At 59.1% G+C, this 13,836-nt stretch carries 15 protein-coding genes and 5 tRNA genes; all 20 read left to right on the forward strand.

Annotated features, from left to right (window positions below; genetic code table 11):
- Nucleotides 1-10 precede the first annotated feature (10 nt).
- The 20 genes from H8L67_RS03245 to rplL all read left to right on the forward strand — a co-directional run bounded on the left by H8L67_RS03245 (nucleotide 11) and on the right by rplL (nucleotide 13,644).
- Nucleotides 11-1,684, forward strand: a complete 1,674-nt coding sequence (locus tag H8L67_RS03245; RefSeq protein ID WP_220380349.1) for a tetratricopeptide repeat protein — start codon at nucleotides 11-13, stop codon at nucleotides 1,682-1,684.
- A 1-nt stretch (nucleotide 1,685) separates the two neighbouring features.
- Nucleotides 1,686-2,354, forward strand: a complete 669-nt coding sequence (lolB, locus tag H8L67_RS03250; protein WP_220380350.1) for a lipoprotein insertase outer membrane protein LolB — start codon at nucleotides 1,686-1,688, stop codon at nucleotides 2,352-2,354.
- Complete coding sequence (gene ispE / locus H8L67_RS03255) at nucleotides 2,351-3,214, forward strand: 4-(cytidine 5'-diphospho)-2-C-methyl-D-erythritol kinase (RefSeq protein ID WP_220380351.1); 864 nt, start codon at nucleotides 2,351-2,353, stop codon at nucleotides 3,212-3,214. Before lolB ends, ispE begins: the two co-directional genes overlap by 4 nt.
- A gap of 1 nt (nucleotide 3,215) precedes the next feature.
- A tRNA-Gln gene (locus tag H8L67_RS03260) sits at nucleotides 3,216-3,291 on the forward strand.
- A gap of 91 nt (nucleotides 3,292-3,382) precedes the next feature.
- On the forward strand, nucleotides 3,383-4,339 hold the full coding sequence (locus tag H8L67_RS03265) for a ribose-phosphate diphosphokinase (protein ID WP_220380352.1): 957 nt from the start codon (nucleotides 3,383-3,385) through the stop codon (nucleotides 4,337-4,339).
- Nucleotides 4,340-4,418: 79 nt separating this feature from the next.
- Complete coding sequence (locus H8L67_RS03270) at nucleotides 4,419-5,108, forward strand: 50S ribosomal protein L25/general stress protein Ctc (protein WP_220380353.1); 690 nt, start codon at nucleotides 4,419-4,421, stop codon at nucleotides 5,106-5,108.
- A gap of 50 nt (nucleotides 5,109-5,158) precedes the next feature.
- On the forward strand, nucleotides 5,159-5,737 hold the full coding sequence (gene pth / locus H8L67_RS03275; protein ID WP_220380354.1) for an aminoacyl-tRNA hydrolase: 579 nt from the start codon (nucleotides 5,159-5,161) through the stop codon (nucleotides 5,735-5,737).
- 16 nt (nucleotides 5,738-5,753) lie between these two features.
- Entirely contained in the window at nucleotides 5,754-6,845 is a 1,092-nt protein-coding gene (gene ychF / locus H8L67_RS03280; RefSeq protein WP_220380355.1) for a redox-regulated ATPase YchF, read from the forward strand.
- Nucleotides 6,846-7,073: 228 nt separating this feature from the next.
- A complete protein-coding gene (locus tag H8L67_RS03285) occupies nucleotides 7,074-8,120 on the forward strand; it encodes an isoaspartyl peptidase/L-asparaginase family protein (protein WP_220380356.1) in 1,047 nt (348 codons plus the stop codon).
- Between the two features lie 82 nt (nucleotides 8,121-8,202).
- Nucleotides 8,203-8,288: transfer RNA gene (locus tag H8L67_RS03290), tRNA-Tyr, on the forward strand.
- A 55-nt stretch (nucleotides 8,289-8,343) separates the two neighbouring features.
- Nucleotides 8,344-8,417, forward strand: a tRNA-Gly gene (locus H8L67_RS03295).
- Between the two features lie 33 nt (nucleotides 8,418-8,450).
- Nucleotides 8,451-8,526, forward strand: a tRNA-Thr gene (locus H8L67_RS03300).
- Between the two features lie 27 nt (nucleotides 8,527-8,553).
- Nucleotides 8,554-9,744: an elongation factor Tu gene (tuf, locus tag H8L67_RS03305; RefSeq protein WP_220380357.1), complete on the forward strand. Its 1,191-nt coding sequence runs from the start codon at nucleotides 8,554-8,556 to the stop codon at nucleotides 9,742-9,744.
- 145 nt (nucleotides 9,745-9,889) lie between these two features.
- Nucleotides 9,890-9,965, forward strand: a tRNA-Trp gene (locus H8L67_RS03310).
- A 48-nt stretch (nucleotides 9,966-10,013) separates the two neighbouring features.
- Nucleotides 10,014-10,400, forward strand: coding sequence for a preprotein translocase subunit SecE (gene secE / locus H8L67_RS03315; protein ID WP_220380358.1), 387 nt, complete (start codon nucleotides 10,014-10,016; stop codon nucleotides 10,398-10,400).
- A gap of 55 nt (nucleotides 10,401-10,455) precedes the next feature.
- Entirely contained in the window at nucleotides 10,456-11,031 is a 576-nt protein-coding gene (gene nusG, locus H8L67_RS03320; protein WP_220380718.1) for a transcription termination/antitermination protein NusG, read from the forward strand.
- Nucleotides 11,032-11,097: 66 nt separating this feature from the next.
- Nucleotides 11,098-11,526: a 50S ribosomal protein L11 gene (gene rplK, locus H8L67_RS03325; RefSeq protein WP_220380359.1), complete on the forward strand. Its 429-nt coding sequence runs from the start codon at nucleotides 11,098-11,100 to the stop codon at nucleotides 11,524-11,526.
- A gap of 4 nt (nucleotides 11,527-11,530) precedes the next feature.
- Entirely contained in the window at nucleotides 11,531-12,229 is a 699-nt protein-coding gene (rplA, locus tag H8L67_RS03330; protein ID WP_220380360.1) for a 50S ribosomal protein L1, read from the forward strand.
- Between the two features lie 431 nt (nucleotides 12,230-12,660).
- On the forward strand, nucleotides 12,661-13,200 hold the full coding sequence (rplJ, locus tag H8L67_RS03335) for a 50S ribosomal protein L10 (protein WP_220380361.1): 540 nt from the start codon (nucleotides 12,661-12,663) through the stop codon (nucleotides 13,198-13,200).
- A 69-nt stretch (nucleotides 13,201-13,269) separates the two neighbouring features.
- Nucleotides 13,270-13,644 carry a 50S ribosomal protein L7/L12 gene (gene rplL, locus H8L67_RS03340; RefSeq protein WP_220380362.1) on the forward strand — a complete coding sequence of 125 codons (375 nt, stop codon included), beginning with the start codon at nucleotides 13,270-13,272 and terminating at the stop codon, nucleotides 13,642-13,644.
- The last annotated feature ends 192 nt before the right edge of the window (nucleotides 13,645-13,836 follow it).

Raw genomic sequence — 13,836 nt, forward strand, 5'->3', positions numbered from 1 at the left:
AAAACCCTGCGTGATCGCACTTTGCGCAACTGTTTTCCTATTGGTTTCGCCGCTTCATGCGCAGCAGGTCACCAAGGATGAGAATCGTTCGCAATCACTGACGGCTTCACCCGAAACGCTGCGCGACACCTTGGCGGGCGAATTTGCCACGCAGGAAGGTCGCTTGAGGGAAGCGGCGGACTTCTATTTGAAAGCGGCCCAAGCATCGGACGACGGCGTGTTGGCCGAGCGTGCAACGCGCTTGGCGTTGCTGGCAGATGACGACGTCACCGCCAAGCGGGCATTCGAGATTTGGAAGCGGCACCCCACCACCGACACGGCGACCTTGGCGATGGCGGAACTCAGTATCGCCCTACGCGAAGAACGGGTTGCCGACGCGGCGCGGATTGCAACGGCGTTGATTCAACGCAAAGATGACCAAGGCTGGCGCTTGGCCCTCACGGCATTGTCTGGCGGAAGCCGCAACATGAGCGTCAGCGCGAATGTCCTGAAACGTTTGGCGGACAACAATGCCTTGCCCGGTACGCTGGATCCTTGGTTGGCCTTTGCCGGATTGGCGCAACGTTTGGGTGAGCCCGCGTTGGCCAGTCGCATGGTGGCGGATATCGTCACGCGCTTTCCGAACGAACCTCGCGTGCAGTTGTTACGTGCCTCGCAATTGCGCGATGAAGGCGAATACGAGCAAGCCCGTGGCGTGCTTGCAGCGCTTGAGAAAGGCGCTGCGGATGATCGCAGACTCCGAGTGCTTGTCGCAAACGAGTATGACTTGACCGGGGATGCTGCCGGCGCCGCACGCGTCATGGCACTGGGTCCTCAAGATGAAGACACCTTGGGTCTGCGTGCAGCCATGTTGGCCAAAGCCGAAGACATGGCCGGTCTGGAAAAGCTGTACGACGACATCAATGCTCGGCCGGAGAAATCGCAACGATTGATGCTGATTCTCGGCACCATGGATGAAACGCTGAAGCGCTATCCGCAGGCCTTGGCATGGTACCGCAAGGTCAAGGATCCCGCGCTGGCTGACAACGCGCGCATCCGAATCGCCAATATCCTGTTTGAAACCGGCAAAAAGCCCGAAGCCTTTGCGACGCTGAAAGAAATGCAAAGCGATCCGCGTGCTGCCGAAAATGTCCGGCGCGATGCCTTCGTGTTGGAGGCGGAATTCCGCCGGCAAGAAAAAGACGGAGCAGGCGAAATCGAAGCCTACAATCGCGCGCTGGCCGCCATGCCCGATGACAACGCGTTGCTCTATGCACGCGGCTTGGCTTGGGAGCGATTGGATCGCATCGACAAAGCCGAGGCCGATCTGAGGGCCATTCTCGCGACCGATCCGGAAAACACCATGGCGCTCAACGCCTTGGGTTACACCTTGGCAGATCGCACCTCACGCTATGCGGAAGCGCTGCAGCTCATCGACCGCGCGCGTTTGGCGGAACCTTCCAACGCCGCGATCATCGACAGTTACGGTTGGGTGCTTTATCGGTTGGGACGCGCAAAAGAGGCGCTTCCGCACTTGCGCAAAGCCTTTGTCCTGCAACGCGATGCTGAAATTGCCGCGCACATCGCCGAAGTGCTTTGGAAACTCGGTGAGCGCGAAGAGGCCAAGCGCTGGATTGCCACAGCGAAGAAAATCGATCCCGAAAACCGCTCGCTGCTGCGCGCGATCGCGTTGATTGGAGAGTGAGATGAAGAAGTCGATGTTGATGTTCGCCCTTGTCGCGCTCGCTGGTTGCGCAACGGTGCCCAAGCCCTCGGCAGAAACGGGCGCGACAATCACGTGTTCCGGTGCATCAACTTCCCCAGCCTGCGAACGCGCCATCGGCGGCTTGAACCAATCCAGCGCGCGCCTGAAAGCCATTCAAAGTGACGCGGCTTCCGCCTTCGCATTCCGTGGTCGCATCGCGATCAGTCAGGGCAGCCAAGGCGGCAACGCGGGAATCGCTTGGGATGCGCAATCGTTCGAAACCTATCAGGTCGAACTCTCGGCGCCGGTGACCTCGCAATCCTGGCAATTGGAAGTCACGCCGGCGGGGAGCACCGTGCTCGGCATGAAGGGTGGACCGCGCAGTGGACGCGATCCGGTCGACCTCTTGAAGCAGGCCACTGGCTGGACCATCCCGGTCGATGACATGCGCTATTGGGTACATGCGTTGCCGTCTCCCGGTGCCAGCGCTTCCGCCTATGTCTTCAGCGCTGGCGCCGCGCCGCGCGTCATTGGATTCACGCAATCGGGTTGGACGCTGAAGTTCGAAGGTGGCGAGGTCGGCGGACCGCCGCAGCGCATCTTCGCGCGCAACGGCACGGGTCAAGTGAGGCTGGTCATTGACTCGTGGTTGAAGTCCGCCACGCCATGACGCAAGCGAGTGTGTGGCACGCGTTTCCGGCGCCGGCAAAACTGAATTTGTTCTTACAAATCACCGGGGTGCTGCCGAACGGCTACCACGCCTTGCAAACCGTCTTTCGCTTGCTCGATTGGGGCGATACCGTGCGAATCCGATTGCGCGAGGACGGCCAGGTCCGGCGCGAAGGGCAGGGTCATGCGGAGGTCCCTGAAGATGCCGATCTCGCCATTCGCGCCGCCCGTTTGCTTCAGCAGCACACCGGCGTGCGTGCCGGCGCTTCGATCGCCATCGAAAAAACAATTCCGACCGGCGCGGGCCTCGGCGGCGGATCCTCGGACGCCGCCACTGTGTTGGTGGCGCTCAACGCGCTCTGGCGCACCGGACTTGACCCGGCGTCCTTGGCAGACATCGGCCTGACGCTCGGTGCGGACGTGCCGGTTTTCGTCCGCGGTCACAACGCATTTGCGACCGGAATGGGCGAAGTGTTGACGCCGATCGCGCTACCGGATGCTTGGTACTTGTTGGCGAAGCCGGCGGTTCATGCCGCCACGGCTGAACTTTTTTCGGATCCGGAATTGACGCGCGATTCCCGACCCGTCACAATATCGGACTTCGCCGAGGGGCGGGTCGACAAGGTGAATGCCTTTGAAGCTGTCCTCCGGCGGCGCGAAAACGCAGTTGATGCCCTGTTTCGTGCCTTGTTATCCGCGGGAAAACCGCAATTGACAGGTTCGGGAAGTGTGGTGTTCATCGAATGCGAATCGCGCCAAGCGGCTGAAGCGGCGCAAGGATTCGTTCCTGCGGGCTGCGCATCTTGGGTAGTTCAAGGTGCGGATCAGTCGCCACTGCTGGATGCGGTGGAAAAAATCTAATAGGGGCGTCGCCAAGTGGTTAAGGCACCAGGTTTTGATCCTGGCATGCGTAGGTTCGAATCCTTCCGCCCCTGCCAATTCGAATAAGAACAAGAACGGAAATCGCAGGGCACTGAGGTTTCCGATTTTGTTTCCGGCATCCACGTTTCATGACCGCGCGGTGTATCGATGGACGAACGTAACCTTCTCGTTTTTACCGGTAACGCCAACAGGCCCCTCGCCGAATCCGTCTGCGCCGAACTCGGCATTCGCCCCGGCAAGGCCTTGGTCGGGAAGTTCTCCGACGGCGAAGTCCAGGTCGAAATCGAAGAAAACGTGCGTGGGCAAGAGGTCTTCGTCATTCAGCCCACATCGGCGCCGAGCGCCGAAAACCTGATGGAGTTGCTGGTCTTGATTGATGCGCTGAAGCGCGCTTCGGCCAGCAAAGTCACCGCGGTCGTCCCGTATTTCGGCTATGCCCGCCAAGATCGCCGTCCGCGCTCGGCCCGCGTGCCGATCACCGCCAAGGTCGCTGCGAGCATGTTCACGGCCGTGAAGGCGGACCGTGTGCTGACCGTCGACCTGCACGCCGATCAAATCCAGGGGTTTTTCGACGTCCCGGTGGACAATGTCTATGCCTCGCCGCTGCTGCTGGCGGACATCTGGCGCGCCTACGGCACCGAAAACCTGATCGTTGTGTCTCCGGACGTCGGCGGCGTGGTGCGGGCCCGGGCCATCGCCAAACGCCTGGATGACGCCGATCTCGCCATCATCGACAAGCGTCGTCCCAAGGCCAATGTCGCCACGGTGATGAACATCATCGGTGAGGTGGAAGGCAAAAATTGCGTGCTGGTGGACGATATCGTTGATACAGCGGGTACACTATGTGCCGCGGCTGCAGCGCTCAAAGAGCGTGGCGCCACGAAAGTGGCGGCTTACATCACCCATCCGGTGTTGTCGGGTCCCGCCATCGACAACGTCACAAAGTCCGCTTTGGACGAACTCGTCGTCACCGACACCATCCCGCTCAGCGCGGCAGCCAAAGCCTGCCCGAAAATCCGCCAACTGACGGTGGCGGAGCTGCTGGCCGAAACGATTCGCCGGATCGCCTTCGGTGAGTCGGTGAGTTCGTTGTACGTCGACTGATTTTTTCAAGGCTTGTCTGGTCGCGGGCAAGTCATCCAACCACAGCGATGTGGTTTTCAACCGTAGTGAGTAAGCAAACATGGCAACTGAACATAAAATCAAGGCTTATGGCCGCAAGGACGAAGGGAAGGGTGCGAGCCGCCGCCTGCGTCATGCGGGTCGTACGCCGGCAGTGGTTTACGGTGGTGACGCCGCGCCGCAATCGATCGAAGTCGAACACGAACCGCTGTGGCTCGCCCAGCAAAACGACTGGTTCTATTCCTCGATCATTTCGCTGGAAATCGACGGCAAAGTCGAAAGCGTGCTGTTGCGCGATATGCAACGCCATCCGTACAAGCAACTGGTCATGCACTTGGATTTCCAACGCGTGAAGGCCGGTGAAAAGCTGCACACCCGCGTGCCGTTGCACTTCATCAACATCGAAGACTCGCCGGCCGGCAAGAACTCGGAAGTGTCGGTGACAAGTGAACTGAACGACGTCGAAGTCACCTGCTTGCCGAAAGACCTGCCGGAATTCATCGAAGTCGATCTGTCCAAGATCAACACCGGTGACACCGTGCACCTGTCGGACGTCAAATTGCCGAAGGGCGTCGAATTGGTCCACCCGATCGATGAAGCGCACAACCCGGCAGTTGCCGTGGCACGTTTGAACCGCACCGCTGCAGCAGACGAAGCGGCCGATGAAGCCGCAGCCGCCGAAGCAACAGCCGAAGCGCAGTCTGACGCTGAAGGCGACGCACCGGCTGCCGAAGAAGGCGGCGAAGCCTGATCATGTCGAAGGGGTGCGCGGACGTCTCGTCTCGCGCATTCCGGTGAATCATGGACACCATCCGGCTCATTGTCGGCCTCGGGAATCCGGGGCAGGAACACGCGAAAACCCGCCACAATGCGGGTTTTCGTTTTGTTGAAGAAATGGCGGCGCAAGCGGGCGCACGCTGGAATGTTGATGGCAAGCTGTTCGGCGAAACCGCGAAGGTGTCGATCGGCGGTCACGACGTTTGGCTGCTGAAACCGGCCACTTTCATGAACCTGAGCGGCAAGTCGGTATTGGCGGCATTGCAGTTCTGGAAAATCGATCCCGCACAAATGCTGGTGGCCCACGATGAACTGGACTTGCCCACGGGCCAGGTCCGATTGAAGTTCGATGGTGGCCACGGCGGCCAAAACGGCCTGCGCGACATCATGCGTTTGCTGGGCCATGGCAAGTTTCATCGTCTGCGGGTTGGTATTGGCCACCCTGGACACAAAGATCGCGTGACCGGTTGGGTGCTTGGCCGCCCGACGGCCGACGAAGACATTCTCATCGGACGCGGTGTGGATGAAGCCCTTGCGGTTATGCCGCGCTTCATCGACGGCGACCGAAACGAAGCGCAGAAAATTCTGCACACCTCGAAATAAACAGGAAGAAAAGATCATGGCAATCCAATGCGGCATCGTGGGTCTCCCGAACGTCGGCAAGTCCACGCTGTTCAATGCGCTGACCAAGGCCGGTATCGCCGCCGCCAACTTTCCTTTCTGCACGATCGAGCCCAATACCGGTGTCGTGCCTGTGCCGGATCCGCGCTTGAATGCGCTGAGTGACATCGTCAAGCCCGAACGCGTCATCCCGACGGCGGTCGAGTTCGTCGACATCGCCGGTCTCGTTGCCGGCGCGGCAAAGGGCGAAGGCCTGGGCAACAAATTCCTCGCGCACATCCGCGAGGTCGATGCCATTGCGCACGTGGTGCGTTGCTTTGAAAATCCGGACGTGATTCACGTCAACAATAAAGTGGATCCGCTCGCCGATATCGACACGATCGATACCGAGCTCGCGCTGGCCGATCTCGAGTCCGTTGAAAAAGCGCTGCAACGCGCCGAGCGCAGTGCGAAATCCGGTGACAAAGACGCCAAGGCGCGTGCCGAAGTGTTGGGTCGCGTTCGTGTTGGACTCGATGCGGGCAAGCCCGTTCGTGCCATGGGTTTGAGTGATGAAGATCGCGCCCTGATTCGCGACTTGTTCTTGCTGACGGGCAAGCCGGTGATGTACGTCGCCAACGTATTGGAAGATGGCTTCGACAACAACGCGCATCTCGACGCCGTGCGTGTACGCGCGGAAGGCGAGGGTGCGCAAGTTGTGGCTGTCTCGGCAGCGATTGAAGAAGAACTCTCGCAATTGGAAGACGAAGACCGCGATACCTTCCTCGCCGACCTCGGCCTCGACGAACCCGGCTTGAATCGCGTCATTCGCGCGGCCTATGCCTTGCTCGGTCTGCAAACGTATTTCACCGCAGGCGTGAAAGAAGTGCGTGCCTGGACCGTGAAAAAGAACTGCACCGCACCGCAAGCCGCCGGCGCCATCCACAGCGATTTCGAAAAAGGCTTCATCCGCGCCGAAACGATGAGCTACGACGACTTCATCAAGTACAAGGGTGAGCAGGGTTGCAAAGAAGCAGGGCGCCTGCGTTTGGAAGGCAAGGAATATCGCGTGCAGGAAGGCGATATTTTGCATTTCCGGTTTAACGTCTGAGGCGGGCCTTAAAAAGCGCCTCATCCGGCGCTGCGCGCCACCTTCTCCACTCCGTGGAGAAGGAAATCCTTCCCCTCTCCATCTCCGATGGAGAGGGTGCCCCGAAGGGGCGGGTGAGGCGCTCTTGACTTCCCCTCTCCACAAAGTGGAGAGGGTGCCCCGAATGGGGCGGGTGAGGCGCTCCTCAAGCGTCTAAACTCACCCAATCCCCGCCAAACACTCCATCCCATGCCACGCAAGCTCGCCCTCAGCGCACTGCTCTTCGCCGCGACCCTGCCGTTCAGCGCCAAGGCCGCAGAAAACCCCAAAGCCGTCCTCGTCATCCACGGCGGCGCCGGCGTCATCAAGCGCACTATGAGCGCCCAAGACGAGGCGGAGATCCGTGCTGCGATGTCCACCGCGCTGACGCGCGGTTATCAACAACTGCAGCAGGGCAAGCCCGCGCTAGATGCCGTTACCGCGGCCATCACCGTGCTCGAAGACAGTCCCCATTTCAACGCCGGTAAGGGTGCTGTATTCACCCATGACGGCAAAAACGAGCTCGACAGTTCGATCATGGAAGGCAAAACCCGCCGGGCCGGTGCGGTCGCCGGTGTTCACCACATCCGTAATCCGATTCTTGCCGCGCGTGCGGTGATGGAAAAATCCAGCCACGTCATGCTGGTGGGCGACGGTGCGGAAGCCTTCGCAAAAGAACAGGGCATCACCCTGGTCGATCCTTCTTACTTCAAGACCGAAAAACGCTGGAAACAGCTGCAAAAGACTCTGAACGAAGAAAAGCGCAAAACCGCCTTCACCGACGTCGAAGCGCGCAAACATTTCGGCACAGTTGGCGCCGTCGCCCTCGACGCCGCAGGCGGGCTCGCGGCAGGCACCTCCACCGGCGGCATGATGAACAAGCGTTGGGGTCGGGTCGGGGATTCGCCCATCATCGGCGCCGGCACCTGGGCCGATGAGCGTTGCGGCGTCTCCGGCACCGGCTGGGGTGAGTACTACATCCGCACCCACGCGGCCAGCGCGGTGTGTGAACGCATGAAGTACCTGAATGAGCACCCTGCGCAGGCCGGACAAGCGGTCATTAACGAAGAAATCCCGCGTTTGGGCGGCGACGGCGGGGCGATTGTGCTCTCCGCGACAGGTGAATTCGCGTTTCCGTTCAACACCGACGGTATGTTTCGCGGCTGGATCGGCGCCGACGGGATTCCCCACGTCGCCATCTTCGCGGATGAGATAATGACCGGAGATCAGCGTTCCGACGCAGGTCAGAAAAGATAGAAAACAATCTTTTCAAAGGCGTTGACATAACTTCAGATCAGCCTCAGAATAGTCGGCTCTTTCACCGCCAGTCGGTTTCGGCGGAGGGATACCCAAGCGGCCAACGGGGGCAGACTGTAAATCTGCTGGCTTACGCCTTCGGTGGTTCGAATCCACCTCCCTCCACCATCTTCAAAACATCGAAGACGGCACGAACAAAACTGATGTTGAAGATGTTCCCGATGCGGGAGTAGTTCAATGGTAGAACTGTAGCCTTCCAAGCTACTAGTGCGGGTTCGATTCCCGTCTCCCGCTCCACTGAATTGCTTTATCGGGTAACAGTAAAACTCCGCTCACGTAGCTCAGTCGGTAGAGCACCTCCTTGGTAAGGAGGAGGTCGATGGTTCGATTCCATTCGTGAGCACCACTTTCAAATACCAAACCGAGACGCGACATGGCAAAGGAAAAGTTTGAGCGCAAGAAGCCACACGTGAACGTGGGCACGATTGGTCACGTTGACCATGGCAAAACGACCTTGACGGCAGCACTGACGAAGGTTGGCGCAGAGCGTTTCGGTGGTGAATTCAAAGACTACTCGGCGATTGACGCCGCGCCGGAAGAGAAGGCCCGTGGTATCACGATCTCGACCGCGCACGTTGAATACGAAAGCCCGACGCGCCACTACGCGCACGTTGACTGCCCGGGCCACGCCGACTACGTGAAGAACATGATCACGGGTGCAGCGCAGATGGACGGCGCGATCCTGGTGTGCTCGGCCGCTGACGGCCCGATGCCGCAAACCCGCGAACACATCCTGCTGTCGCGCCAAGTTGGCGTGCCGCACATTGTGGTGTTCTTGAACAAGGCTGACATGGTTGACGACGCCGAGCTGCTCGAACTCGTCGAAATGGAAGTCCGTGAATTGCTGTCGAAGTACGACTTCCCGGGCGACGACACCCCGATCGTGCACGGTTCGGCTCGCTTGGCTTTGGAAGGCGACCAATCGGACATCGGCGTGCCGGCCATCCTGAAGTTGGTTGACGCGTTGGATTCGTACATTCCGGAACCGGAACGCGACATCGACAAGCCGTTCCTGATGCCGGTGGAAGACGTGTTCTCGATCTCGGGTCGCGGCACCGTGGTGACCGGCCGTATCGAACGCGGCATCATCAAGGTTGGTGACGAAATCGAAATCGTCGGTATCCGTCCGACCCAGAAGACGACCGTGACCGGCGTTGAAATGTTCCGCAAGCTGCTGGACCAAGGTCAAGCAGGCGACAACGCAGGTTTGCTGTTGCGCGGTACCAAGCGTGACGACGTTGAGCGCGGCCAAGTGTTGTGCAAGCCGGGTTCGATCAACCCGCATACCGACTTCGAAGCCGAAGTGTATGTGTTGTCGAAAGACGAAGGTGGCCGTCACACGCCGTTCTTCAAGGGTTACCGTCCGCAGTTCTACTTCCGTACCACCGATATCACCGGTGCGGTTGAATTGCCGGAAGGCGTTGAAATGGTGATGCCGGGCGACAACGTGAAGATGGTTGTCAGCTTGATCAACCCGGTGGCCATGGACGAAGGTCTGCGCTTCGCGATCCGCGAAGGCGGCCGTACCGTCGGCGCCGGCGTGGTTTCGAAGATCATCAAGTAATCATCCCCCTCCTTCTCCACAAAGTGGAGAAGGTGCCCCGAAGGGGCGGATGAGGCGCTCTAAAAAGGTGCCCTTGATGCGCACAAAGGCGAACGGAACACCGTTCGCCCTTGTCGTTTAAACAAGACGTGGATTCAACAGGTTTACGCCAGTAGCTCAATTGGCAGAGCAGCGGTCTCCAAAACCGCAGGTTGGGGGTTCGAGTCCCTCCTGGCGTGCCACTCCACTGACGCGATCCTCCGGGATCGAACAAGAAGGTTCGATAAAGCGTGAATAGCAAAGCGGTTCAAAACAAACCCAAAGCGAGCAACGGCGCCGATATGGCGAAGTTCGTCGTGGCAGGTCTGTTGCTTGCAGCAAGCGTCTTCGCCTACTACTGGTTTGATGGTCAATGGAGCGCCTGGTTGCGCGTCCTGACCGTGGTTGGTGGGATGGCAGTGTCCGCACTCATCTTCATGTCGAGCACGAAAGGTCCGAAGCTGCGCGAGTTCACCCGCGAATCGATCTTCGAGCTCCGCAAAGTGGTTTGGCCGACCCGCCAAGAAGCCATGCGCATGACCTGGATCGTCATGCTCGTGGTCGTGATTTTCAGCCTCGTTTTGTTCGGCTTCGACGCGATCATCGCGCAGCTGATCAAGTGGCTGTTGTCCCGCTGATACAGGATTTGGAAAAGACATGACCGAAGCAACGCAAGAAGAAATCGCAACGAAGATGGACGACAACCGCAACCTGCGCTGGTATGTCGTGCACGCGTATTCCGGTTTCGAGAAGACCGTTGCACAGGCATTGCGCGAACGCATCGTCAATTACGACATGCAAAGCAAATTCGGCGACGTCATTGTCCCGACCGAAGAGGTCGTGGAAATGCGTTCGGGCCAAAAACGCCGCTCGGAACGCAAGTTCTTCCCGGGCTACGTGTTGGTTCAAATCGCCACCAATAAAGAAAACGGCATTCCGCGCATCGACAACGAAAGCTGGCACTTGATCAAGGAAACCTCCAAGGTCATGGGCTTCATCGGCGGCACCGCCGACCGTCCGCTGCCGATCGCCGACGAAGAGGCTGATCGCATCCTCGATCGCGTGCAAGAAGGTGTCGAGAAGCCGCGTCCGAAGGTGCTGTTCGAAGCCGGCGAAATGGTCCGTGTTGTCGATGGCCCGTTCAACGATTTCAACGGCGTCGTCGAAGAAGTCAATTACGAAAAGAGCAAGGTCCGCGTGGCCGTGCTGATTTTCGGTCGTTCCACCCCGGTCGAGCTCGAGTTCGGCCAGGTTGAAAAGCAAAAATAAGTTGTAAAACCCCAAAGACGAGGAGCGGACCGCAAGGCGAGCGATTGAACTCGAAGGAGAAAGAAAGTGGCAAAGAAAGTTATTGGTTACATCAAACTGCAGGTGAAGGCGGGTCAAGCCAACCCTTCGCCGCCGGTCGGTCCGGCCCTCGGCCAACGCGGCCTCAACATCATGGAATTCTGCAAAGCGTTCAACGCTGCGACGCAGAAGCTGGAACCGGGTTTGCCGATTCCGACCGTGATCACCGCGTATTCGGATAAGACCTTCACCTTCATCACCAAGACGCCGCCGGCGACCATCTTGTTGAAGAAGGCTGTGGGCATCCAGTCGGGCTCCAAGCGCCCGAACACCGAAAAGGTGGGCAAGGTCACCCGCAAGCAACTTGAAGAAATCGCAAAGGCCAAAGAACCCGATCTGACTGCTGCAGATCTGGACGCGGCTGTAAAAACCATCGCGGGTTCGGCCCGTTCGATGGGCCTGACGGTGGAGGGCTGATCCCATGGCACAAACGAAACGTCAAAAGAACATCGCCGCTGCCGTGCAACAAGGCAAGGCATACGCCATTGATGAAGCACTGAAGATCGTCAAGGACAACAGCAAGACCAAGTTCGTGGAATCGGTCGACGTGGCCGTGCGCCTCGGCGTCGATGCGCGCAAGTCGGACCAACAAGTCCGCGGCTCGACCGTGTTGCCGGAAGGCACCGGTAAGTCGGTTCGCGTTGCTGTGTTCGTGCCGGCCGGTGCGAAGGCTGAAGAAGCTTTGGCTGCTGGCGCCGACATCGTCGGTATGGATGATCTGGCTGAAAAAATGCAAGCCGGTGATCTGAACTACGACGTCGTCATCGCGACCCCGGACGCCATGCGCGTTGTGGGTAAGCTCGGTACCGTGCTCGGTCCGCGCGGCTTGATGCCGAACCCGAAGGTCGGCACCGTTTCCCCGAACGTCGGTGAAGCTGTGAAGAACGCCAAGGGTGGCCAGGTCCGTTACCGCACCGACAAGGCCGGTATCATCCACTGCACCATCGGCAAGGCTGACTTCGATGCCGCCAAGCTGAAGAACAACCTGGAAGCGCTGCTCGTCGACCTGGTCAAGGCCAAGCCCTCGACCTCGAAGGGCACTTACCTGCAAAAAGTGGCCATCAGCTCGACGATGGGCCCGGGCGTCACGGTCGACCAGTCGACCCTGAACCTCAAGTAATCCCCTTCTCCACGAAGTGGAGAAGGTGCCCCCGAAGGGGGCGGATGAGGCGCTTTCAAGTTCAAGAGACTAGAAGCGCCACACCCCCAACCCCTCTCACGGAGGGAGAGGGGAGGAAAAAATTTTGAAGGCCCGCGCAACGCAAGTTGCGCGACGCCATCAAAGACCGCAGGTGCGGTCGGCGCAGTTCGACGACGGGCAAGGAAGCTCGACACGGCAAGGAATCGCCGTCGAACAAAGCGAGGCTGCTTAATCCTGTCCGGTAACGGACACAACCTGCGTAGATGGTCGCCCTTCCAATATGTTTCGGGGTTCGCCTCGATTCGGAAGCCGGCACCTAGGGATGCTTGCATCCCCGACACCACGGAAGGTGTTGATTGAGCCCGCAACCGGCTGGAGCCGGATGCGGAAATTCGAAAAGAGGAATGCCAATGGCTCTTAATCTGAACCAAAAGAAAGACGTCGTCGCAGAAGTGGCTGACGTTGCCGCCAAGGCCCATTCCCTGATCGCCGCCGAATATGCTGGCACCACGGTCGAACAACTGACCGCGATGCGCAAAAAGGCCCGTGAAACCGGCGTGTACTTGAAAGTTGTCAAGAACACCCTGGCTGCACGTGCTGTGGACGGCACCGAATTCGAATGCGCCAAAGACGCATTGGTCGGTCCGCTCCTCTATGCATTTTCGTTGGAAGAGCCCGGCGCTGCCGGTCGCTTGGTCAAGGAATTCGCCAAGGGCAACGACAAGCTGCAACCGAAGTTGGTGGTCGTGGGTGGTCAATCCTACCCGGCCAGCCACGTCGAAGTGCTTGCCTCGCTTCCGACCCTCGAACAAGCCCTGGGCATGCTTGCCCGCGTCTTGGCCGAGCCGGCATCGATGTTCGCACGTGTGGTCAAGGCTGTTGCCGACCAGCAAGGTGGTGGCGATGCCGCCCCGGCTGAAGAAGCAACCGAAACCGCTGCAGCGGAATAATCCGCAACGTCTTTTAACGCGAACCGGATCTCCGGTTCTCATCCGAAACATTAATTGAAGGTACTCACAATGTCGCTTACCAACGAACAAATCGTTGACGCCATCGCCGCCAAGTCGCTGATGGAAGTCATGGAACTGGTCAAGGCCATCGAAGAAAAGTTCGGCGTCACCGCCGCTGCTCCGGTCATGATGGCCGGCCCGGCTGCCGGCCCGGCTGCTGCTGCTGAAGAACAAACCGAATTCAACGTCATCCTGAAGGCTGCCGGTGACAAGAAGGTTGAAGTCATCAAGGCAGTGCGCGCAATCACCGGTCTGGGCTTGAAGGAAGCCAAAGACATGGTCGAAGGCGCACCGCAAACCGTGAAGGAAGGCGCTTCGAAGGAAGACGCTGAAAAGATGAAGAAGGACCTGGAAGCTGCTGGCGCTCAAGTCGAGCTCAAGTAAGTTTTCATGCGCTGCCTGCAATCGTAGGTAGCCAAGCCAAGGCTGGGGGTTCGCCCCCGGCCTTTGGCCGTTTTATGAAATACGTAATAGATCTACCGCAATACACGCGATTTGGAAGTGGTAATAGAGGGCGTGCTGGTGCCGGCAATACCAGCGACTTCCAACTGACAGCACAGCGCCGCAAGGCGATTT

It is taken from the genome of Lysobacter soyae (genome assembly GCF_019551435.1).
In the GTDB taxonomy this organism is placed as follows: Bacteria; Pseudomonadota; Gammaproteobacteria; order Xanthomonadales; family Xanthomonadaceae; genus Solilutibacter; species Solilutibacter soyae.

What these genes read in the sequence shown, in the direction of transcription:
- H8L67_RS03270 (WP_220380353.1), top strand. Translation starts at nt 4,419, where the DNA reads ATGGCAACTGAACATAAAATCAAGGCTTATGGCCGCAAGGACGAAGGG.
- tuf (WP_220380357.1), top strand. Translation starts at nt 8,554, where the DNA reads ATGGCAAAGGAAAAGTTTGAGCGCAAGAAGCCACACGTGAACGTGGGC.
- rplJ (WP_220380361.1), top strand. Translation starts at nt 12,661, where the DNA reads ATGGCTCTTAATCTGAACCAAAAGAAAGACGTCGTCGCAGAAGTGGCT.
- rplA (WP_220380360.1), top strand. Translation starts at nt 11,531, where the DNA reads ATGGCACAAACGAAACGTCAAAAGAACATCGCCGCTGCCGTGCAACAA.
- lolB (WP_220380350.1), top strand. Translation starts at nt 1,686, where the DNA reads ATGAAGAAGTCGATGTTGATGTTCGCCCTTGTCGCGCTCGCTGGTTGC.
- pth (WP_220380354.1), top strand. Translation starts at nt 5,159, where the DNA reads ATGGACACCATCCGGCTCATTGTCGGCCTCGGGAATCCGGGGCAGGAA.
- rplL (WP_220380362.1), top strand. Translation starts at nt 13,270, where the DNA reads ATGTCGCTTACCAACGAACAAATCGTTGACGCCATCGCCGCCAAGTCG.
- nusG (WP_220380718.1), top strand. Translation starts at nt 10,456, where the DNA reads ATGGACGACAACCGCAACCTGCGCTGGTATGTCGTGCACGCGTATTCC.
- H8L67_RS03285 (WP_220380356.1), top strand. Translation starts at nt 7,074, where the DNA reads ATGCCACGCAAGCTCGCCCTCAGCGCACTGCTCTTCGCCGCGACCCTG.
- H8L67_RS03265 (WP_220380352.1), top strand. Translation starts at nt 3,383, where the DNA reads ATGGACGAACGTAACCTTCTCGTTTTTACCGGTAACGCCAACAGGCCC.
- ychF (WP_220380355.1), top strand. Translation starts at nt 5,754, where the DNA reads ATGGCAATCCAATGCGGCATCGTGGGTCTCCCGAACGTCGGCAAGTCC.
- ispE (WP_220380351.1), top strand. Translation starts at nt 2,351, where the DNA reads ATGACGCAAGCGAGTGTGTGGCACGCGTTTCCGGCGCCGGCAAAACTG.